At 65.3% G+C, this 19,120-nt stretch carries 24 protein-coding genes and 1 pseudogene; 21 read left to right on the top strand and 4 right to left on the bottom strand.

Features of this window, described 5'->3' with window-relative positions; all coding sequences use genetic code 11:
* Positions 1–25: 25 nt before the first annotated feature.
* Positions 26–1,054, bottom strand: a pseudogene (locus LQV45_RS00250) (IS3 family transposase); the annotation flags it as partial.
* Between LQV45_RS00250 and LQV45_RS35605 the strand changes: the two are divergent.
* On the top strand, positions 1,027–1,302 hold the full coding sequence (locus LQV45_RS35605) for an integrase core domain-containing protein (protein WP_290370185.1): 276 nt from the start codon (positions 1,027–1,029) through the stop codon (positions 1,300–1,302). The pseudogene LQV45_RS00250 and the gene LQV45_RS35605 overlap by 28 nt on opposite strands.
* Positions 1,303–1,581: 279 nt before the next feature.
* On the opposite strand, the gene LQV45_RS00245 is transcribed toward LQV45_RS35605, so the two are convergent.
* Complete coding sequence (locus LQV45_RS00245) at positions 1,582–4,695, bottom strand: DNRLRE domain-containing protein (RefSeq protein WP_230005199.1); 3,114 nt, start codon at positions 4,693–4,695, stop codon at positions 1,582–1,584.
* Between the two features lie 472 nt (positions 4,696–5,167).
* Between LQV45_RS00245 and LQV45_RS00240 the strand changes: the two genes are divergently transcribed.
* Complete coding sequence (locus LQV45_RS00240; RefSeq protein ID WP_230005197.1) at positions 5,168–6,643, top strand: polysaccharide biosynthesis tyrosine autokinase; 1,476 nt, start codon at positions 5,168–5,170, stop codon at positions 6,641–6,643.
* 22 nt (positions 6,644–6,665) lie between these two features.
* On the opposite strand, the gene LQV45_RS00235 is transcribed toward LQV45_RS00240, so the two are convergent.
* Together LQV45_RS00235 and LQV45_RS00230 are read right to left on the bottom strand one after the other, a co-directional pair.
* Entirely contained in the window at positions 6,666–7,277 is a 612-nt protein-coding gene (locus tag LQV45_RS00235; RefSeq protein WP_230005196.1) for a low molecular weight phosphatase family protein, read from the bottom strand.
* Positions 7,274–8,692 carry a polysaccharide biosynthesis tyrosine autokinase gene (locus LQV45_RS00230; RefSeq protein WP_230005195.1) on the bottom strand — a complete coding sequence of 473 codons (1,419 nt, stop codon included), beginning with the start codon at positions 8,690–8,692 and terminating at the stop codon, positions 7,274–7,276. The genes LQV45_RS00235 and LQV45_RS00230 overlap by 4 nt, the downstream gene beginning before the upstream one ends.
* Positions 8,693–9,044: 352 nt before the next feature.
* Between LQV45_RS00230 and LQV45_RS00225 the strand changes: the two genes are divergently transcribed.
* The 19 genes from LQV45_RS00225 (at position 9,045) to rplF (ending at position 19,120) form a co-directional block, all read left to right on the top strand.
* A complete protein-coding gene (locus tag LQV45_RS00225; RefSeq protein ID WP_230005194.1) occupies positions 9,045–9,812 on the top strand; it encodes a helix-turn-helix domain-containing protein in 768 nt (255 codons plus the stop codon).
* A gap of 159 nt (positions 9,813–9,971) precedes the next feature.
* Entirely contained in the window at positions 9,972–10,562 is a 591-nt protein-coding gene (locus tag LQV45_RS00220) for a hypothetical protein (RefSeq protein ID WP_230005193.1), read from the top strand.
* Between the two features lie 171 nt (positions 10,563–10,733).
* Positions 10,734–10,949 carry an Rv0909 family putative TA system antitoxin gene (locus tag LQV45_RS00215; RefSeq protein ID WP_230005192.1) on the top strand — a complete coding sequence of 72 codons (216 nt, stop codon included), beginning with the start codon at positions 10,734–10,736 and terminating at the stop codon, positions 10,947–10,949.
* A gap of 437 nt (positions 10,950–11,386) precedes the next feature.
* Entirely contained in the window at positions 11,387–11,695 is a 309-nt protein-coding gene (gene rpsJ, locus LQV45_RS00210) for a 30S ribosomal protein S10 (RefSeq protein WP_013584016.1), read from the top strand.
* Positions 11,696–11,703: 8 nt separating this feature from the next.
* On the top strand, positions 11,704–12,363 hold the full coding sequence (gene rplC, locus LQV45_RS00205) for a 50S ribosomal protein L3 (protein ID WP_134125042.1): 660 nt from the start codon (positions 11,704–11,706) through the stop codon (positions 12,361–12,363).
* A 4-nt stretch (positions 12,364–12,367) separates the two neighbouring features.
* A complete protein-coding gene (gene rplD / locus LQV45_RS00200) occupies positions 12,368–13,030 on the top strand; it encodes a 50S ribosomal protein L4 (RefSeq protein ID WP_230005191.1) in 663 nt (220 codons plus the stop codon).
* Positions 13,027–13,326, top strand: coding sequence for a 50S ribosomal protein L23 (rplW, locus tag LQV45_RS00195; protein WP_134125041.1), 300 nt, complete (start codon positions 13,027–13,029; stop codon positions 13,324–13,326). The genes rplD and rplW overlap by 4 nt, the downstream gene beginning before the upstream one ends.
* Before the next feature lie 24 nt (positions 13,327–13,350).
* Positions 13,351–14,190 (top strand): 50S ribosomal protein L2, encoded by an 840-nt coding sequence (gene rplB, locus LQV45_RS00190; protein ID WP_138174677.1) that lies wholly within the window; start codon positions 13,351–13,353, stop codon positions 14,188–14,190.
* Positions 14,191–14,202: 12 nt separating this feature from the next.
* Positions 14,203–14,484, top strand: coding sequence for a 30S ribosomal protein S19 (gene rpsS / locus LQV45_RS00185; protein WP_022878257.1), 282 nt, complete (start codon positions 14,203–14,205; stop codon positions 14,482–14,484).
* 25 nt (positions 14,485–14,509) lie between these two features.
* Entirely contained in the window at positions 14,510–14,908 is a 399-nt protein-coding gene (rplV, locus tag LQV45_RS00180; RefSeq protein WP_058623970.1) for a 50S ribosomal protein L22, read from the top strand.
* Positions 14,908–15,666, top strand: coding sequence for a 30S ribosomal protein S3 (gene rpsC, locus LQV45_RS00175; RefSeq protein WP_058230882.1), 759 nt, complete (start codon positions 14,908–14,910; stop codon positions 15,664–15,666). Before rplV ends, rpsC begins: the two co-directional genes overlap by 1 nt.
* The gene (gene rplP / locus LQV45_RS00170) at positions 15,666–16,085 is read left to right on the top strand and encodes a 50S ribosomal protein L16 (protein ID WP_077049577.1); all 420 of its coding nucleotides are present in this window, start codon (positions 15,666–15,668) and stop codon (positions 16,083–16,085) included. The genes rpsC and rplP overlap by 1 nt, the downstream gene beginning before the upstream one ends.
* The gene (rpmC, locus tag LQV45_RS35600) at positions 16,085–16,396 is read left to right on the top strand and encodes a 50S ribosomal protein L29 (RefSeq protein ID WP_138174675.1); all 312 of its coding nucleotides are present in this window, start codon (positions 16,085–16,087) and stop codon (positions 16,394–16,396) included. Before rplP ends, rpmC begins: the two co-directional genes overlap by 1 nt.
* On the top strand, positions 16,396–16,728 hold the full coding sequence (rpsQ, locus tag LQV45_RS00160) for a 30S ribosomal protein S17 (RefSeq protein WP_134125036.1): 333 nt from the start codon (positions 16,396–16,398) through the stop codon (positions 16,726–16,728). The genes rpmC and rpsQ overlap by 1 nt, the downstream gene beginning before the upstream one ends.
* Positions 16,729–16,762: 34 nt before the next feature.
* Positions 16,763–17,131 carry a 50S ribosomal protein L14 gene (rplN, locus tag LQV45_RS00155; RefSeq protein WP_013584005.1) on the top strand — a complete coding sequence of 123 codons (369 nt, stop codon included), beginning with the start codon at positions 16,763–16,765 and terminating at the stop codon, positions 17,129–17,131.
* Between the two features lie 2 nt (positions 17,132–17,133).
* A complete protein-coding gene (gene rplX / locus LQV45_RS00150; protein WP_094736303.1) occupies positions 17,134–17,493 on the top strand; it encodes a 50S ribosomal protein L24 in 360 nt (119 codons plus the stop codon).
* Positions 17,494–17,495: 2 nt separating this feature from the next.
* Positions 17,496–18,086 (top strand): 50S ribosomal protein L5, encoded by a 591-nt coding sequence (gene rplE / locus LQV45_RS00145; protein ID WP_230005190.1) that lies wholly within the window; start codon positions 17,496–17,498, stop codon positions 18,084–18,086.
* A 92-nt stretch (positions 18,087–18,178) separates the two neighbouring features.
* The gene (gene rpsH, locus LQV45_RS00140) at positions 18,179–18,577 is read left to right on the top strand and encodes a 30S ribosomal protein S8 (protein WP_138174671.1); all 399 of its coding nucleotides are present in this window, start codon (positions 18,179–18,181) and stop codon (positions 18,575–18,577) included.
* Between the two features lie 6 nt (positions 18,578–18,583).
* Positions 18,584–19,120: a 50S ribosomal protein L6 gene (rplF, locus tag LQV45_RS00135; protein ID WP_138174669.1), complete on the top strand. Its 537-nt coding sequence runs from the start codon at positions 18,584–18,586 to the stop codon at positions 19,118–19,120.

The following is a 19,120-nucleotide window of genomic DNA, read 5'->3' as shown; positions in this document are numbered from 1 at the left end:
GCCCTGGGTCTGATGGAGACTTGCGCTACTTGATTCCCGCTAGCTGATCGCGGCGGGCTTGGTCAGTATAGAACGCCTGCTCGAACTCGACGGGCGGGATGTCGCCGAGGTAGCCGTGGAGGCGTTGCGTGTTGTGCCAGTGCACCCAGCTGAGGGTCGCGAGCTCGAGGTCCTCGATGGTCTTCCATGGCCCGGATCGGGCGGGTCCGCGGACGAGTTCGGCTTTGTAGTAGCCGTTCACCGTCTCTGCCAGGGCGTTGTCATAGCTGTCACCGACGGTGCCGATTGACGGGGTGGCCCCGATCTCCGCTAGCCGTTCGCCATAGCGGATCGATGTGAATTGAGATCCCGCGTCGGAGTGACACCGTAGGTCGTCGTGGTGCCGGCCCCGGGACCGGCGGGCCATCCCGACCGCGTCGAGCACCATCTCGGTGCGCATGTGCGATGCGACCCGCCAGCCCACGATCATGCGACTGAACGCGTCGATGATGAAGCAGACGTAGGTGACGCCTGCCCAGGTCGGCACGAACGTGAGATCCGTCACCCAGAGCCGGTTCGGGGCGGTCGCAATGAACTCCCGCCGCACCAGGTCCGGATGCCGTGCCGACGTCGGACCCGGTCTTGTCGTCTTGACCCGCTTAGACCGTCTCGCGCCCTCGATCCCAGCAGCACGCATCAACCGACCGGTCTGGTCCCGGCCGATCTGAAGCCATGCACGGCCGCCCGCCTCCAGAGCTTGCGAACCCCGTGGCGCAGTAGTCCTCCATCCACAGCCGCACCAGCTCCGGCGTCACGACCGCGTCGTTCACCGTTCGCGCCGACGGCGCCCGATCACGGGCGGCGTAGTACGTGCTCGGAGCCACCTGCAGTACTGCGCAGATGGGCTCGACTCCGAGCGGGCGACCCTCGACGGTTTGGTCCTTGTTCGCGTCGATGAACGCGACTACTTCCGGTGTTGGCGTTCGAGCTCCGCCCCGAAGAAACTCGCCGCACGCTTGAGGATCTCGTTGGCGCGACGCAACTTCCATACTTCTTGCTCCAGCTCCCGCACCCGAGCCGCTAGGGTCCGTCAGGGATGCGTTTGACAATTCCCTCGCGGAGTCGCAGATCGGGCCCTACAAGTCCGAGCTCATCCGCCACGACGGCCCCTGGCGGGACGTCGAACAGGTAGAGGCGGCGACCGCGTCCTGGGTGCTGTGGTTCAACACCGAACGCACCCACGGTTCGATCGACGACTTCACACCACTCGAGGTCGACCAGCTCGACTACGCTCGCATCGAACCGGTCGAGAGAGCCGGCTGACACCAGCAATTCGCTCTCCAGACATGCCGGGGCGAGTCAATGCGCCGGGGCTGGATTCCTTGGTAGCTGCCCAGTAGCATCTGGCCCCGAGCTTCAGTTCAGGGATGCAAAGCTGTACGCGGCAGTTCATGCCCGCACGTCGCCCGATTGTCCGAAGCAGTCCCCGCTCATTCGCCGCACGGTGTTCTCTCTGCGTCCAGGGCAGTGCGTTCCGATTAACCAATGATCGTTTCATCCAGTGTGGTGGCGAGGTTAGTGACGGTATGTTTGCTTTCAGTTTCAGCCCGCGGGGGCGAGGGTGATGTCGATGTAGGGGGCGGTGCCGCCTTCGCGGGTGGTGAGGGTGACAGCGATCGCGGTTGCGCCGGCGTCGTCTTGAGTGAACCCGAGTGTGTAGGCGCCGGGGGTGCCGGTCGCGGCCGCGGCGATCGATGCGGTCAGATCGCTGGTGACGATCTTCTTTGTGCGGTCGACGACGAAGCTGCCGACGGTATCGGTCAGGGTCGGCCGGTTCTGGTAGGTCAGGCCCGCCTCGGTGAAGCTGCCGGTCGTGGCGTGCGCGTCGACCCGGGAGACGTTTTGACTATCGCGGGTCTCGCTGATGACCATCTCGGCGGAGATCACCGCCGACGTCACCGTCTTACCCGCCAGAGTCGACAGATCGAACGTGGCATACGCGACCCGATCCGGGCTCCCGTTCCATGATGCTTTGATCGTGGAACCGCCCTGGAACCCGTACCCAACGGTCGGGGTTGAGCTCTGTGCCCACCCATCGGCCGTGGCATAAACCCGCAACCGCGTCGAATCGACCACCGACACCGACACCTGCGACGACACCGTGACTCCACCCCAGGACGCGATCACACCGACCACGTCGTCACCGACCTTGTTGGCCCGCACCTCTCCCGAGTTCGAGACGGACAAAGCGCCCGAACCGCGAGTGACGAATCGCACCGCGACATTGCTAGGGATTTCGCCCGTCGCACTGAACGTCACGGATGCGCTCGCGCCACTGCCCAGTTCCATTTTGGCAGGCACGCCGCCAACTGAAACGGCGGTCAGAGTGGTGGCGGGGAAGGTGTACCAATCGTCTGTCGGCGTCCGGGCGAACGCTTCGAACTCCCGTATCTCGATGGCCGTGGAGGCGGACAATCTCAGAAACCGCGCACTACTGACTCCGCTCACGGTGAAGATCTGGACATTCGCCGACGTCTTCCGGAGATCTGCGGATACGGACTGCCAAGACTGCCCGTCCGTCGACCATTCGAGCGTGTAAGCGTCTGACGAGGGTACAGCCCCCCACTGCACGACCAAGGAGGACGGTGAGACGGGGCCGGAGAAGTGCCAGGTGATCGCGGCACCGGACGCTGGCGCACTCCACGACGATGCGAGCTTGCCGTCGAACGTGAATGTGGGTGAACCTGCAGCGGTGGCGGTTGCGGTTGCAGCGCGGATGGTCAAATCAGTACGAGGGAAGAGGACCCGATACTTCGAGGTGGAGCAGCCGGAACCGGACACCACGAGGAGCGCGTTGCGGTTGTCTGCGGTGCCCTGCGACACCGAGACGCTCCCCTGCGCCGCAGTCGCGCTCACGGCTGGGGGTGCCGTCCCCACTGGCTGAGGCACCACATAAGAAGCGACAGCGGGATCGAAGCCGTCAATAGTGGCACCGTTGACGGCGAGGGAACTCAGGGTGCACGGAGTCGTGCTCGGCGGCACCCAGGTGCTGAGCGCAGCGCTCCCGCGGAGAGCGGGAGCGGCCTCCGCGCTGGACCCGAGAGGGAGTGGAGTGAGTTGGACGGCGATTGTCGCCGACCCGTCTACGGCCGCCGTGACCGCTAGTTTACGGACGCCAGAGTTTGCCTCTTGCGCCGGCTGCGGCGAGGTCGGCTGCGCGGTGGCCGCCATCGTTGTGAAGGTCCCCGCGCTGGCAGGCAAGAGCCGCGCGAGTAGCCTTTGGCCTCCCAACCAGAGCAGCGCCGATCGTCCATCTGAGGCGACGGAGATGTTCGCGGCGGTGTGCATGGACCACAGGACGTCGGTGTTCGATGAGGCGGAGAATTCGTCTTGGACGAGGAGCTCGGTTCGCCCATTGAACAACTGAACGCCGCGGCGCCACGAATACAGGTTCGAGGTGGCGTTTGTTAGATCGGCGACCGTCGTCGTCGAGTCGACCGACGACCACGAATTCACGAGGTTGCCGACAGTGCCCGAAGGCGGTTCGGCCAGCGAAGGGTGGGTCGATAGTGTGTTGTGCCCCTCGGGGGCGACGCGGTAGTACTGCCAGCGGGGCGCGGCGCTGCCTTCCGAAAGCAGATAGGAGGCCGGCTCTAGACCGAGGTCCATCGCCCACTCTTGACCGAGCGCCTGAAAATTGAAGTCTCCCACATCGAACTGCTGATGACTGGCTGAGGGCGTGCCGCTGTACTTGAAGGCAAAGAACGACGAGTCCGACTGAAAACCCCCGCGACCGGAGGCAATGCTCCCATCGAGAGAGGCGTCGAGCGGCGCTCGGGGCGGAGCCACGCCACCGAGCGTCGCTGGATCCCGCCACAAAAGCTGCTGCGGCGCGAAACCGGTCGAATCGGACGTCGCTGCGAGTGCCACGAGCGAGGGGTCTTGGAGCGCGGCACCAAGGCCACTCAGCGCGCCGCCGATCTGGATGTCTTGGGCGCTGTCCGCATACCCATACGCCGCACCATTCGGACCCACGAGAGACTGAATGAATGCGCCCGTCCGAGGGAAGCCGCCCTCAGAGCTCAGGCCGTAGTCGGAACCCATGCTGCTGCGAAGGGTCGTGATCGCTGAACTCAGGAAACGCGTTGCGTACTCCCAATATGTCGGGCCCTCAGCGAAGCTGCCATCGGCGGAGTATGCCCTGATGCCGACACGAAGGCTTGGAACGGCTTTACTCAGGACCGTGTTGACGACCGTCGAGGTCGAGTCACCTGCCACAGCGGAGGCACCGATGATCATCGCCGAGTTCACGACGACGTTAATGTTGTCGGCGCGCAGCGACCAATTGCCCAGGAACTTGAACGGCGACGCTGATGTTGTTGAGTCATATACGCGCAACGACGGTGCGAGCCCCTTGTCAACGATTGCCGTCCGCATGGCGCTGCGCTGCTGGTCGGTCCACGCGCTATATCCCCAGTCGTAGGCGATGCTCACGGCCTGGGTCATTTCCGCGGTCACGAGAAAGTGGTCGGGGTACCAGTCGGCGAGAGCGGTGGCCGCGGAGATGTCGGAGGCGAGTCGATCCAGGAAGGAACGGTCATTGGTCAGCCGCCACGCCATCGCGAGCGTGGTGCTTCGACTCGACAATGTCCGCGCTGAGGCGAGCATCGAGCCCGCGTCGGATCTGTCGAAGGTGACGACACCCGAAGACATCATCTGACCAGCGTCCTGCAGCGTGCGCGCGCGCAGGATGTTCGAGTAGGCATCCGTTCCGTGCTGGGAAGGGACGGCTTCGAAGCGCCCTGGTGTCGCTAGAACCCGCGGGTGCGGGGACGAAATGCTTGAGACCGTCGGGCTGGTTGGAGCCGCCGCACTAGCTGCCTGCGCGTGTACGAGCGTGGATACCACGAGAAGAAAGGCCACTGTAAGCGACCAGGATGCGAATTGTCTGCAGCGCAGCATGACCCTCTACCTCAAGACTTCCTCAAGATTGCGACAGTGTCCGCGCAATATTGTGCCAAGTCCAGCTTCGGCGGAAGATCGGACGCCATGCAAGAGGTCGCTGTTGGGAACTTTGTCATCCTGCGCAAAGTGGCCGATGGTGGCGCATCGAGGGGTGATGCTCCGCACGGAGGCGTCAACTACACGCAGGTAAGATGACCCGACGGGTGCGAGTGTGAGGAGCGTCGTGGAGCTTGGGGTGTATTTGCGTGTCTTTCGCGCGCACTGGGTGGCCATTGTCGTCGCGACCATTGTGGGGGGAGCGCTCGCGTATGGGTGGGCGGTATTGCAGCCCAAGACCTACACGGCCGAGGCGAGCGGGTACGTGGCGGCAACGGTCGGTGGAAGCGATGCGGGCTCTGCACTCATCGGCGAGAATCTCGCCAAAGCAAAAGTCAAGTCGTACATCGACTTGGGGTCGTGGCGCGCCGTTGCGCAGCACGCTATTGATGAGTTGGGCCTCAAAGTCACTCCGGAGTATCTGGTCAATCGGGTGGCTGTCACCAACCCGCTGGATACCGTCAACATCAATGTGCGCGCCCAGGCGTCCACGCCCGAGGGTGCTCGCGACCTCGCTCAAGCATGGCTGGCTGGGATGGCCGTCGAGGTGCAGAATTTGGAGGGCGGATCATCCGGCGGCGAGGTCGTCCGCCTCGTCGAGGGTGACTCGGCCCGGCTGCCGTCTTCCCCGAGCTACCCCAACGACCGCCTGTTCGCTGCGCTCGGTGTGGTCGCGGGGCTTGCCCTCGGCATAATCTACGCCGTAGCGCGCCACACCTTGGATCGACGTGTCCGTTCGGCTGAGACGGTTGAGAAGGAGACGGGGCGAGCCGTCGTGGGTATCTTGCCTCTCGAGAGGACATTCTCGAGTGCGTCCCGACTTCTTCCGGCCGGCGGCTCTCACGTCCCCCACGAGCTCTTTGCGATGAGCGAAGCGATGCGGGAACTGCGCACGAACATCCAATTCATGGATGTCGACCACCCTCCGCGCATCCTTGTCGTAACAAGCCCACTTCCCGGCGACGGGAAGTCAACGACGAGCGCCAACCTCGCAGTCACTCTCGCCGCAAGCGGACAGCCCGTCGTGCTCGTGGATGCCGACCTGAGGCGTCCGATGCTGGCGAATATCTTCGGCATCGTGGCAGAGGTCGGTCTCACCGACGTCCTCGCGCGCCGCTCGACTTGGCGGGAGGTTTCGCAGCCCGCCCACACACCGAATCTCACGGTCCTTGCCGCGGGACGGATACCTCCTAATCCGAGCGAACTCGTAGGGTCTGAACGGATGAATCTGCTGCTGCACGAACTCGCGGCGGAAGCGATCGTCATCTTGGATGCGCCGCCGCTCCTGCCAGTTACGGACGCCGCTGTGTTGTCTAGACAAGCCGACGGGGCGATCATTGTAGTGACAGCGGGGAAGACAACGTATGACCTTCTGAAGCGCGCGCTCGCGAACATCGAAAAGGTGGGTGGGCGCGCGCTCGGAGTTGTTCTCAACCGTGTTCCAAAGCGTGGCGGCGGATACTATGGCGGGCACTACGGGCGCGAGTACTACGCGTCCGCCGAAGTTCAGGCGGTCTCAGCCGTCCCGGCGGTGACCCCAGCAGCAGGTGACAACCCAGCAGACGGGCAAGGATTGCGGCGTCGCTCGCGCCGATCAGCATGATTCGCGCGGTGTAGCCCGTCTGCTAACGGCGAGCGGTCACGTCGCGCACTGCCTCCGTCAAGAAGAATGCTACTGATGCCACGGCGGGGATCAGCTGCGCGAAAGAGCGGCGGTATGAGTCGTCGGATCGCCCGAAGGGGTCGGTCACGTCGAGCTTGCGCTGATCTTCCACTGGGCCGACGGAACCGCGAAGCGCCGCGGCGCGCGCGACGGCGGCGCGCATCGAACTCGAGATGTCTAGCGGAGGAGTGTCTACGTCAATCTGGTCGAACCCCCCGCCCTGGGTCAGGTCCGCGATCCGGGCAAGCTCGCGCAGCGTGAAAGTCCGCCGTACCGCGCCTGGAACAGCTTCCACGATTGCCCGCCGATGGTCCCGGGCCATCGCTAGGATCAAATCCGCTTCTCGAATCTGGTCCTCCGTGAGCTGACGAGCGCGGTGCTCACTAGCGTCCAGTCCGTACTCCTGACACATCGTCAGCGTCGTGGGCGGAACGCCGCTTCCGACAAGCGCGTGAGAGCCGGCGCTCGCGACGAGGACTTCGGGAATGTCGCGTAGCGCAGCCGAAAGCTGCAATTCAGCCACGGGCGAACGGCAGACATTGCCGGTACACACCGTGAGGATTGTGAAGGTCACGATCGCTTCGCCGAGTTGCCAGCCGCCCGGCCTTTCAAGCCGGAGTCTTCGTCGAGTACTCCGGCATAGGAATACTCTCCGTACCCGTAGCTGTCCGGTCCTTTGGGGGGCATCTTGGTGACGACCACACCAAAAATCCGGCTCCCGATCGTGTTCAGCTTCTCTACGGCAGCGGAGAGCTGCGGCTTTCGCGTCGATCCCGATGCAGCGACGAGGAGTGTTCCGTTCGCGAGGCGAGAGATGACCGCGGCGTCCGTGACAAGAAGTAGAGGCGGGGCGTCGATCAAGACATAGTCGAACGCCGTTGTGAGCGCCTCAATCGTGCGCCGCATAGCCTCACTGCCCAGCAGCTCCGCGGGGTTGGGGGGGATACGTCCGGAAGGCAGAATGTACAACTTATTCTTGCCCCACTGCTGGAGAACGTCGGCGAGAGCCGCGCGGCCGATCAGCACATCTGTCAAACCCGCGCCACCCTCGAGACCCATGTACTCCGCAATTCGCGGAAGGCGAAGATCGCCATCGACGAGCGCAACCTTTGCGCCGGTCTCTGCCAGAGCGAGGGCCAGGTTAACGGTCGTCACGGACTTGCCCTCGCCCGGCCCAGCGCTCGACACGACGAAGGTGCGGGCAGCGCCATCCACCTCGACGAACTGGAGGTTTGTTCGGAGACTACGGAACGCTTCTGCGCCTGGGCTTCGGCGGTCAGATTCGACGATAAGTGGCCTCTTGGTGATACCAACGTCATAAGGGATGCCACCCAAGACGGGGAGGTCTGTGACGGCCTCGATATCGTGACGCGAATGGATGCGGGTATCCAGGACTGAGCGGCCCACCGCGAGAATCACACCGAGAGCGAGGCCTGCGACAAGGCCAAGCGCAATAGTGAGCGGGAAATTGGGAGACGAGGCCGTTGTGGGCACAAGCGCTGGCTCGATCGTTTCGATTCTCACGAGACTTGCGGTCTCACCTTGTGGTCGCTCGAGGGTGTTCACGACGACATCCGAGAAGTTTGTACCAACGGAATTGGCAATGGCGGCCGCCGTCGATGGGTCTGGATCGGAAACCGTCACCGAAATGATGACCGAGTTCAGCGGGGTCGATGCCGAAACGGCAGAGCGAAGATGATCTGGCGTCGTGTCCAGTCGCAACTGGTCGATCACTCGCTCGAGCACGATCGAGCTGTTTACGACGTCGACGAAGCTCACGACCGCCTGACGGGCGAATGACGTTCCCTGGGCCAGTTCGTTGATCCCCGCTGCATCGGAGCGTGCGGACACATACAGCTTCGTCGTGGCCTCATAGCGGGGCGTCTGTAGAAACGAGACGCCGACCGCAAGGCCCCCGCCTACCAGTGTGGCGACGAGAAGAAGTACCCAGTTCCTGTGCAGGATCTGGAGGTAATCGCGCAGTTCCAAGCTTCATCCGTTCGCTCGTAGGGGGGGCGAAGAGTTCGGTCTCAGCGTTACTGCACGTCGACCTCTCCTCGTCATCGAAAGCGTCTGCGCACAGCCTATGTCCAGATGTGCATTTGACACGGACGCGTCGATCGGATTGCGACGCCTAGGCAGCGGCTCGACGGGTGAATCGGCGGGTGAAGCGACGCCACTTGGTCGCCGCGTGCGCTTGCATGAGGGCACGCTGGCACCCGAAGCCGGCGCCGCGGCCCGTGCTCCGAAACACCCGCCGCGATCGTGTGATGCGTGGAGTGAGCGTCTTTTGTCGACGACACAGCACTGGTATTCGCCGTCGGCGACGCCCTTTGGCAGTGTGCGGGTACGTGCCTACTACGACCGGCGGCCCGGCGTGCCCGTTTTCGAGGCTCGGGAAGGCGAAGCCTGGATCGTTGTCTCCCTCGACCGGCCCCCGTCGGCCCAGGGCGGTGTCCACGAGCAGCGGGGGTGCGTCGCGCTCGTGGTCTCCGACCCCACGGCCATGCCGTCGCTGCTGCCGGCGCGGTGTCACGTGACGGTGGCGTTCCCCGCCGAAGTGCTGCAAGGGATCGGTCTCGAGGACGTCGGCGCGCTCGCCCTGGACGTGGGATCTGCTCTCTTCTGGCCTTTTCTCAGCTTCGCCTGGGTGTGCGCGACGGGGGAGAGCCGTCAGACGGGACTGACGCTGTACTACACCGAGCGTCTCCTTCAGGAGATGGTCGCGGGCATCGTGGTCGCCTCGCTCCGGGGTGGCCACGCGCGGAGCGCGGACCAGGGATATGCCGCGGCGTTGTCGATCATCGCCGCTCGGGTCGGTGACCCGGATCTGACGCCCGCCGCCGTCGCGGCCGAACTGAACACGTCCTTGCGTTCGCTTCAGCGTCGGTTCGCCTCTCGCGCGACGACGATGGATCGCAGTATCCGAAAGGCCCGGGTTGCGTATGCGGTCTCGCTGCTCGAGGACCCCCTGTACCGCTCGTTGACGATCGAGCGGATCGCCCACGCCTGCGGGCTCGCGAACGGTTCGAGCTTGGCGCGCGCTTTCGCGGCCGAGGGGCTCGCGGCTCCGGCGGTTGTTCGCGCGACGGCGAGCCGTCCTCGCTGAGCACGGACCTTCTTCTCCGCCCCAAAGCGACACATGTCATACGCGGCGCGACGGATCACCCGTATCCGTCTGAATTCACCCTTACGGACGGTGAATATCACGTAAATCGCACTCGGTACCCGACGCCGACTGCACCACCGAACCTCAAGGGGGGGCTCCATGAGCACCGAAACCACTCAGCCGGGGCGCGACGGTTCCGTCAGCCGCCGCACCGTGATCAAGACCGCCGCCTGGGCAGTGCCGGTCGTCGCCGTCGCCGTCGCCGCGCCGCTCGCCTCGGCGAGCACGACCGGACCCGAGCCCGTTCAGCCGGGGTCTGCCACGACCCTCGACGGGGGAACGTCGATCTCGACCTACCGCGGGGGCAACCCGAACGAGATCCGGATCAACCAGTCGACCTCGGGCTTCGGCTTCTTCATCTTCGACGCGAACGGTGTGGAGTACCCCGACGGCACGTACGTCGCGTCGACCCCGACCATCACCGTCACGTGGAACGGGGTCGGGGATTACACGCCCATCCTCCGCGACCTCCGCGGCTGGACCCAGTCCGGCGGGTCCACGGCATCCGGCACGACGGGATCGATCACGTTCCTCTACTCGGGTCAGTTGCTCAATGGCGCGTCCAACAGGGTCCCGGCCCCGTACGTCGTGCTGCGCCCGACGACCGGCAACGCGCTCGGACCCACACGCGCGACCGTGGAGGCCGCCGCCGTCAACTTCGACACGATCGACAGCTCCGTCACCATCTGATCGAGTTCTCCGGGGGAGCGTCGCGCCGCGACCGGTGCGACGCTCCCCCCGCGGATGACCGTCCCGGAGCCCGGAGCCCGGCTTCGCTCTTCCCCTCCGGCGTGTGGCGCAGCACAATGAACCGGAGCCCGGCAGAGGGGCCGGGCACCGAGGCGAATGAGGGAGACCCGCATGGGAGTCGACGACATCATCAATAAGGGCAAGCAGCTGCTCGATCAGAACCGCGACAAGATCGAAGAGGCCCTCAAGAGCGAGAAGGCCGAGGAGGTCAGCGACAAGGTCCTCGACGGTGCCGCGGACGCGATCAAGAAGGTCGTCCCGGCCGAGCACCACGCCAAGGTCGACGAGGTCCGCGAGAACGTCGACAAGAACATCGGCAACGCCTGAGTCCACCGCATCTGCACGGCGCCGTCCCCGGGAATCGGGGGCGGCGCCGTCGCGTTCTCGGTCGGGGGCTGAGGATATGCCGCACGCGACACGCCCGGGTTTGCGACACGCCCGAGTGGCCCGTAGACTATCCAGGTTCCACATTCCGGCGTGCGCCCGACGCGCGCCAGGATCACTGTCAGGGCAGTGCACAGGCGGCGCGTGAGCGCAGGGTCCTGGGCCGCGGGCAGCAGAACACACACCGAACCCCTCTTCCTTCGCGGGATTCGCACGCGTGCGTGCGAGGGGTGGGCCGGATGCCATGGCATCCGGTTTGACAGCTGAACAGCGGTGCAGCATCTCTCGCGCAAGCGAGGGGAAGTGCCAGGGCGCGAGAGCGCCACCGTGCGTCCGATGCCCTAGGTCGGGTAAGACGCGAGAAAGAGAGTGAGCAGACAATGGCGGGACAGAAGATCCGCATTCGCCTGAAGTCGTACGACCACGCCGGACTGGACTCGTCCGCGCGCAAGATCGTCGACACCGTGACCCGTGCCGGCGCCACCGTGGTGGGCCCGGTTCCCCTGCCGACCGAGAAGAACGTCGTGTGCGTCATCCGGTCGCCCCACAAGTACAAGGACAGCCGCGAGCACTTCGAGATGCGCACCCACAAGCGCCTCATCGACATCATCGACCCGACGCCCAAGGCCGTCGACTCGCTGATGCGCCTCGACCTCCCGGCCGATGTCAACATCGAGATCAAGCTCTGAGGTTCGACATGGCTGACATCAACTCCAAGATCTCCAAGGGCCTCCTCGGCACCAAGCTCGGCATGACCCAGGTGTGGGACGAGAACGGCAAGCTCGTTCCCGTCACCGTCATCGAGGTTGCGCCGAACGTCGTGACCCAGCTCCGCTCGGTCGAGAAGGACGGCTACAACGCCGTTCAGATCGGCTACGGCCAGATCGACCCCCGCAAGGTGAACAAGCCCCTGACGGCCCACTTCGAGGCCGCGGGCGTCACCCCGCGCCGTCACCTCACCGAGGTTCGCACCGCGGATGCCGCTGACTACTCGCTCGGTCAGGAGCTCACCGTGGACGGCCTGTTCGAGGCCGGCCAGCTGGTCGACGTCGTCGGCACCAGCAAGGGCAAGGGCACCGCCGGTGTCATGAAGCGCCACAACTTCAAGGGTGTGTCCGCTTCGCACGGTTCGCACCGCAACCACCGCAAGCCCGGTTCGATCGGCGCCTCGTCGACCCCGAGCCGCGTCTTCAAGGGCATGCGCATGGCCGGCCGTATGGGTGGCGAGCGCGTGACCGTCCTCAACCTCACGGTGCACGCCGTCGACGCCGAGAAGGGTCTGCTGCTCGTCAAGGGCGCCGTCCCCGGTGCTCGTGGCCGCATCGTCTACGTCCGCAACGCAGTGAAGGGTGCCTGATCTCATGGCTGACTCGACTCTCGCGCTCGACGTTCGCAAGGCCGACGGCAAGAAGGCCGGCTCCGTGGAGCTGCCCGCCTCGATCTTCGACGTCAAGACGAACATCCCGCTGATCCACCAGGTCGTCGTCGCCCAGCGCGCCGCCGCCCGACAGGGCACGCACTCGACCAAGCGTCGTGGCGAGGTCTCCGGTGCCGGTCGCAAGCCCTTCAAGCAGAAGGGCACCGGTAACGCCCGTCAGGGTTCGATCCGCGCGCCGCACATGACCGGTGGTGGCATCGTCCACGGCCCCAAGCCCCGCGACTACGGCCAGCGCACCCCCAAGAAGATGATCGCCGCCGCCCTCCTGGGCGCGCTGAGCGACCGTGCTCGTGGCGAGCGTCTCCACGTCGTGGAGTCGTTCGGCATCGAGGGTGCTCCGTCGACCAAGGCCGCTGCGGCGGTTCTGAACGGTTTCGGCGCCGTCAAGAACGTCCTCGTCGTGATCGACCGTGACGACGAGCTGACCGTCAAGAGCGTGCGCAACCTCGCGTACGTCCACGTGCTGACCTACGGCCAGCTGAACGCCTACGACGTGCTCGTCTCCGACGACATCGTCTTCACCAAGGCCGCCTACGACGCGTTCGTCGCGTCGAAGTCCGGCGTCACCGAGGAGGTCTCGGCATGACCACCGTCAACAAGGACCCGCGCGACATCATCCTGAAGCCGGTCGTCTCCGAGAAGAGCTACTCGCTCATCGACGAGGGCAAGTACACGTTCCTCGTGGACCCCCGCGCCTCCAAGACCGAGATCAAGCTCGCGATCGAGAAGATCTTCGGCGTCAAGGTGGCTTCGGTCAACACGATCAACCGCGTGGGCAAGGCCCGCCGGACCCGCTTCGGCATCGGCAAGCGCAAGGACACCAAGCGCGCGATCGTCAGCCTCAAGTCGGGCACCATCGACATCTTCACGGCAGTCGGCTGACGGTCGGGATAGAGGACAAGAACAATGGCTATTCGCAAGTACAAGCCCACGACGCCCGGTCGCCGCGGCTCGTCGGTGGCCGACTTCGCCGAGATCACCCGATCGACGCCTGAGAAGTCGCTGCTGCGCCCGCTGTCGAAGACCGGTGGCCGCAACAACCAGGGCCGCATCACCACCCGCCACATCGGTGGTGGACACAAGCGCCAGTACCGTCTGATCGACTTCCGTCGTAACGACAAGGACGGCATCGACGCCAAGGTCGCTCACATCGAGTACGACCCCAACCGCACCGCGCGCATCGCGCTCCTGCACTACGTGGACGGCGAGAAGCGCTACATCCTCGCGCCGAACAAGCTGTCGCAGGGCGACGTCGTCGAGTCGGGTGCCGGCGCCGATATCAAGCCCGGCAACAACCTGCCGCTGCGCAACATCCCCACCGGTACCGTGATCCACGCGATCGAGCTGCGTCCCGGCGGCGGTGCGAAGATGGCCCGTTCGGCCGGCGCCTCGGTGCGCCTGGTCGCCAAGGACGGCCCCTACGCGCAGCTGCGTCTGCCCTCGGGCGAGATCCGCAACGTCGACGTGCGCTGCCGCGCCACGATCGGCGAGGTCGGCAACGCCGAGCAGTCCAACATCAACTGGGGCAAGGCCGGCCGCAAGCGCTGGAAGGGCGTCCGCCCGACCGTGCGTGGTGTCGCCATGAACCCGGTCGACCACCCGCACGGTGGTGGTGAGGGCAAGACGTCCGGTGGTCGTCACCCCGTTTCGCCGTGGGGTAAGGCCGAGGGCCGCACCCGCCACGCGAACAAGGAAAGCGACAAGCTGATCGTCCGCCGTCGCACCGCCGGCAAGAAGCGTAAGTAGGAGTAGAGGAAGATGCCTCGCAGCCTTAAGAAGGGCCCCTTCGTCGACGAGCACCTGCTTCGCAAGGTCGTCTCGCAGAACGAAGCCGGCACCAAGAACGTCATCAAGACCTGGTCGCGCCGTTCGATGATCATCCCCGCCATGCTGGGACACACCATCGCCGTGCACGACGGTCGCAAGCACATCCCCGTGTTCGTGACCGAGACCATGGTCGGCCACAAGCTGGGCGAGTTCTCGCCCACCCGCACCTTCCGCGGCCACGTGAAGGACGACAAGAAGGGCCGCCGCCGCTGACGCGGGGGCGTAAGAGGAGAGAGAAATGGTGGAGTCCATCGCACGCGTGCGACACATCCGCGTGACCCCTCAGAAGGCTCGTCGTGTCGTCGCTCTCATCAAGGGGAAGCAGGCCGAAGAGGCCCTCGCCATCCTGAAGTTCGCGCCGCAGGGCGCGAGCGAGCCGATCTACAAGCTCGTCGCCTCGGCGATCGCGAACGCTCGCGTCACCGCCGACAAGACGAACGAGTACCTGGATGACGCCGACCTGTACGTGAAGAACGCGTACGTCGACGAGGGCACGACGCTCAAGCGTTTCCAGCCCCGCGCTCAGGGTCGCGCCTTCCAGATCAAGAAGCGCACGAGCCACATCACGGTCGTGCTCGCGACGCCGGAAGACGCTGCTGCGGCCCCGGCTCGCGCCAACAAGAAGGCGAGCAAGTAATGGGACAGAAGGTCAACCCGTACGGCTTCCGCCTCGGCATCACCACCGACCACGTGTCGCGGTGGTTCTCCGACTCGACGAAGCCCGGACAGCGCTACGCCGACTACCTCGCCGAGGACATCAAGATCCGTCGCCTGCTGACCACCTCGCTCGACCGCGCGGGCGTCAGCAACATCGAGATCGAGCGCACGCGTGACCGCGTCCGCGTCGACATCCACACCGCCCGTCCGGGCATCGTGATCGGTCGCCGCGGCGCCGAGGCCGAGCGCATCCGTGCCGACCTCGAGAAGCTCACCGGCAAGCAGATCCAGCTCAACATCCTCGAGGTCAAGAACCCCGAGGCCGACGCGCAGCTCGTCGCCCAGGGCGTCGCCGAGCAGCTCTCCGCCCGCGTGGCCTTCCGCCGCGCGATGCGCAAGGGCCTGCAGGGCGCGCAGCGTGCCGGTGCCAAGGGCGTCCGGATCCAGGTGTCGGGCCGCCTCGGCGGCGCCGAGATGAGCCGCTCCGAGTTCTACCGCGAAGGCCGTGTGCCCCTGCACACCCTGCGCGCGAACATCGACTACGGCTTCTACGAGGCCAAGACGACCTTCGGCCGCATCGGTGTGAAGGTCTGGATCTACAAGGGCGACCTCACCAACAAGGAGCTCGCCCGCGAGCAGGCCAACGCCCCGAAGTCGCGCGGTCGTGACGACCGCGGTGGCGACCGTCGTCGTGGCCCTCGCAACGAGGCCCCCGTGGCAGAAGGAGCGTCGGCGTAATGCTCATCCCCCGCAAGGTCAAGTACCGCAAGCAGCACCACCCGGGCCGTTCCGGCCAGGCCACCGGTGGCACCCAGGTGTCGTTCGGTGAGTTCGGCATCCAGGCGCTCACCCCCGCTTACGTGACCAACCGTCAGATCGAGTCCGCTCGTATCGCGATGACGCGTCACATCAAGCGTGGCGGAAAGGTGTGGATCAACATCTACCCCGACCGTCCCCTGACCAAGAAGCCGGCCGAAACCCGCATGGGTTCCGGTAAGGGCTCGCCCGAGTGGTGGGTTGCGAACGTCAAGCCGGGTCGCGTCCTCTTCGAGGTCGCCGGTGTCAACGAGGAACTCGCTCGTGAAGCACTGACCCGTGCCATCCACAAGCTGCCGCTCAAGGCACGCATCATCAAGCGCGAGGAGGGCGACGCGTAATGGCGATCGGCACCAAGCAGCTCGCTCCGAGCGAGCTCGACACGTTCGAAGACCAGCGCCTCGTCGAGGAGCTGCGTAAGGCCAAGGAAGAGCTGTTCAACCTGCGCTTCCAGTCGGCCACCGGCCAGCTCGAGAGCCACGGCCGCATCCGTGCGGTCAAGCGCGACATCGCGCGTCTCTACACGGTGATTCGCGAGCGCGAGCTCGGCATCCGTGCGACGCCGGCCCCGGTCGAGGCGACCAAGGCGAAGAAGACCAAGGCGAAGAAGGCGGATGCCGCCGACGACGCCGTGAAGGAAGAGGCGGAGTAATGGCTACCGCGAAGAAGGCAGAGGCCGAGGCGCAGGTCGTCGGTCACGAGCACGCCGCCAACGATGTGCGCGACGAGAACGCCCGCGGGTACCGCAAGGCGCGTCGCGGCTACGTCGTGAGCGACAAGATGGACAAGACGATCGTCGTCGAGGTCGAGGACCGCGTGAAGCACCCGCTTTACGGCAAGGTCATCCGCCGCACGTCGAAGGTCAAGGCCCACGACGAGACGAACTCGGCCGGCATCGGCGACCTGGTCGTCATCAACGAGACCCGCCCGCTCAGCGCCACCAAGCGCTGGCGCCTGGTCGAAATCCTCGAGAAGGCCAAGTAAGCCTCGCGGCTGCTTGGAATCCAAGGAGTAACAAGTGATTCAGAACGAATCCCGGCTGAAGGTCGCCGACAACACCGGCGCCAAGGAGCTGCTGACCATCCGCGTGCTCGGTGGATCGAACCGCCGGTACGCGGGCCTGGGCGACGTCATCGTCGCCACGGTCAAGGACGCCATCCCCGGTGGAAACGTCAAGAAGGGCGACGTGGTCAAGGCCGTCGTCGTCCGTGTGGTCAAGCAGACCCGTCGTCCCGACGGCTCTTACATCAAGTTCGACGAGAACGCCGCCGTGATCCTGAAGAACGACGGGGAGCCCCGCGGCACCCGTATCTTCGGACCGGTCGGTCGTGAGCTTCGCGACAAGAAGTTCATGAAGATCGTCTCGCTCGCCCCGGAGGTCATTTGATCATGGCGAAGATCAAGAAGGGCGACCTGGTTCAGGTCATCTCGGGCGCCAAGCCCGAGCGCGGCGGAGACCGCGGCAAGCAGGGTAAGGTCCTCGAGGTCCTCACCGAGCAGAACCGCGTCATCGTCGAGGGCGTGAACTACGTCACCAAGCACAACCGTGTGGGCCAGTCCCAGCGCGGGACCAAGACCGGCGGCATCGAGACGTTCGAGGCCCCGATCCACATCTCCAACGTCGCGCTCGTCGACCCCTCGACCAAGAAGCCGACCCGTGTCGGCCACCGCGTCGAGGAGCAGGTGAAGGACGGCGTCAAGCGCACCGTCCGCGTGCGCTTCGCGAAGAAGTCAGGCAAGGACCTCTGAGAATGAGCACTGTGACTGCCGCGGAGGCTGGCAAGATCCAGCCCCGCCTGAAGCAGAAGTACAACACCGAGATCAAGAAGGCTCTGCAGGAGGAGTTCGGCTACCCGAACGTCATGCAGATCCCCGGCCTGGTCAAGGTCGTCGTGAACACCGGTGTCGGCGAGGCCGCTCGTGACAGCAAGGTGATCGATGGTGCGGTCGAGGACCTCACCAAGATCACCGGCCAGAAGCCGATCGTGACGAAGGCCCGCAAGTCCATCGCGCAGTTCAAGCTGCGCGAGGGTCAGGCCATCGGCGCGCACGTCACGCTCCGTGGCGACCGCGCGTGGGAGTTCGTCGACCGCCTGGTCAACCTCGCTCTGCCCCGTATCCGCGACTTCCGCGGTCTCTCGGCCAAGCAGTTCGACGGCAACGGCAACTACACCTTCGGTCTCCAGGAGCAGTCCGTGTTCCACGAGATCGATCAGGACCGCATCGACCGCGTGCGTGGTTTCGACATCACGATCGTCACCACTGCCAAGACCGACGACGAGGGCCGTTCGCTGCTGCGCCAGCTCGGCTTCCCGTTCCAGTCGGCGGACGCTCAGGCCTGAGCCCCCGGGCCCCCGGGATCCCGGGGGCCTCTCATCGAAGGTCGCCTGTCGTGTAACGGCAGTCGAAACCTCATGATCGAAAGAAGCACCACATGACGATGACAGACCCGGTCGCAGACATGCTGACCCGTCTGCGCAACGCGAACTCGGCGCACCACGACTCCGTGTCGCTGCCGAGCTCGAAGCTCAAGACCCACATCGCCGCGATCCTCAAGCAGGAGGGGTACATCGCCGACTGGTCCGTTTCGGACGCTCGCGTCGGCCAGACCCTCACCATGACGCTGAAGTACGGCCCGAACCGCGAGCGGTCGATCGCCGGCATCAAGCGCGTCTCGAAGCCCGGCCTCCGCGTGTACGCGAAGTCCACCGAGGTCCCTACGGTCCTCGGCGGCCTGGGCGTGGCCATCCTGTCCACCTCCTCCGGTCTCCTCACCGACCGTCAGGCCGAGCAGAAGGGCGTCGGCGGGGAAGTCCTCGCCTACGTGTGGTGATCTGACATGTCGCGTATTGGACGTCTTCCCATCGACATCCCCGCCGGTGTCACCGTTTCGGTGAACGGCCGGGAGGTCGCCGTCAAGGGACCCAAGGGCGAGCTCACGCTCACCGTGGCATCCCCCCTCGAGGTGTCGGTCGACGAGAACCAGGTTCTCGTCACCCGCCCCGACGACGAGCGCGAGTCGCGGTCGCTTCACGGCCTGACCCGCACGCTCATCAACAACAACATCATCGGTGTCACCCAGGGCTACACCAAGGGCCTCGAGGTCGTCGGTACGGGTTACCGCGTGGCGCAGAAGGGCAGCTCGGTCGAGTTCGCCCTCGGGTTCTCGCACCCCGTCCTCGTCGACCCGCCGGCGGGCATCACCCTCACGGTCGAAGGCAACAACAAGCTGACCGTGAGCGGCATCGACAAGCAGGCCGTCGGCGAGGCCGCCGCCAACATCCGCAAGATCCGCAAGCCCGAGCCTTACAAGGGCAAGGGTGTGCGGTACGCGGGCGAGGTCGTGCGCCGCAAGGCCGGAAAGAGTGGTAAGTAG

The organism is Microbacterium sp. Bi128 (assembly GCF_918698205.1).
Note: the sequence above shows the minus strand (reverse complement) of the source record. Positions and strands in the feature narration are given on the sequence as shown.

Coding starts and splice junctions, on each gene's coding strand:
- rplC (WP_134125042.1), top strand. CDS start 11,704: ATGGCTGACATCAACTCCAAGATCTCCAAGGGCCTCCTCGGCACCAAG.
- rplD (WP_230005191.1), top strand. CDS start 12,368: ATGGCTGACTCGACTCTCGCGCTCGACGTTCGCAAGGCCGACGGCAAG.
- rplP (WP_077049577.1), top strand. CDS start 15,666: ATGCTCATCCCCCGCAAGGTCAAGTACCGCAAGCAGCACCACCCGGGC.
- rplB (WP_138174677.1), top strand. CDS start 13,351: ATGGCTATTCGCAAGTACAAGCCCACGACGCCCGGTCGCCGCGGCTCG.
- rplE (WP_230005190.1), top strand. CDS start 17,496: ATGAGCACTGTGACTGCCGCGGAGGCTGGCAAGATCCAGCCCCGCCTG.
- LQV45_RS00220 (WP_230005193.1), top strand. CDS start 9,972: ATGAGCACCGAAACCACTCAGCCGGGGCGCGACGGTTCCGTCAGCCGC.
- rplW (WP_134125041.1), top strand. CDS start 13,027: ATGACCACCGTCAACAAGGACCCGCGCGACATCATCCTGAAGCCGGTC.
- rpsQ (WP_134125036.1), top strand. CDS start 16,396: ATGGCTACCGCGAAGAAGGCAGAGGCCGAGGCGCAGGTCGTCGGTCAC.
- rpsS (WP_022878257.1), top strand. CDS start 14,203: ATGCCTCGCAGCCTTAAGAAGGGCCCCTTCGTCGACGAGCACCTGCTT.
- LQV45_RS00215 (WP_230005192.1), top strand. CDS start 10,734: ATGGGAGTCGACGACATCATCAATAAGGGCAAGCAGCTGCTCGATCAG.
- rplF (WP_138174669.1), top strand. CDS start 18,584: ATGTCGCGTATTGGACGTCTTCCCATCGACATCCCCGCCGGTGTCACC.
- rpmC (WP_138174675.1), top strand. CDS start 16,085: ATGGCGATCGGCACCAAGCAGCTCGCTCCGAGCGAGCTCGACACGTTC.
- rpsC (WP_058230882.1), top strand. CDS start 14,908: ATGGGACAGAAGGTCAACCCGTACGGCTTCCGCCTCGGCATCACCACC.
- rplX (WP_094736303.1), top strand. CDS start 17,134: ATGGCGAAGATCAAGAAGGGCGACCTGGTTCAGGTCATCTCGGGCGCC.
- rpsJ (WP_013584016.1), top strand. CDS start 11,387: ATGGCGGGACAGAAGATCCGCATTCGCCTGAAGTCGTACGACCACGCC.
- LQV45_RS00245 (WP_230005199.1), bottom strand. CDS start 4,695: ATGATGTCTTCGGGTGTCGTCACCTTCGACAGATCCGACGCGGGCTCG.
- rpsH (WP_138174671.1), top strand. CDS start 18,179: ATGACGATGACAGACCCGGTCGCAGACATGCTGACCCGTCTGCGCAAC.
- rplV (WP_058623970.1), top strand. CDS start 14,510: ATGGTGGAGTCCATCGCACGCGTGCGACACATCCGCGTGACCCCTCAG.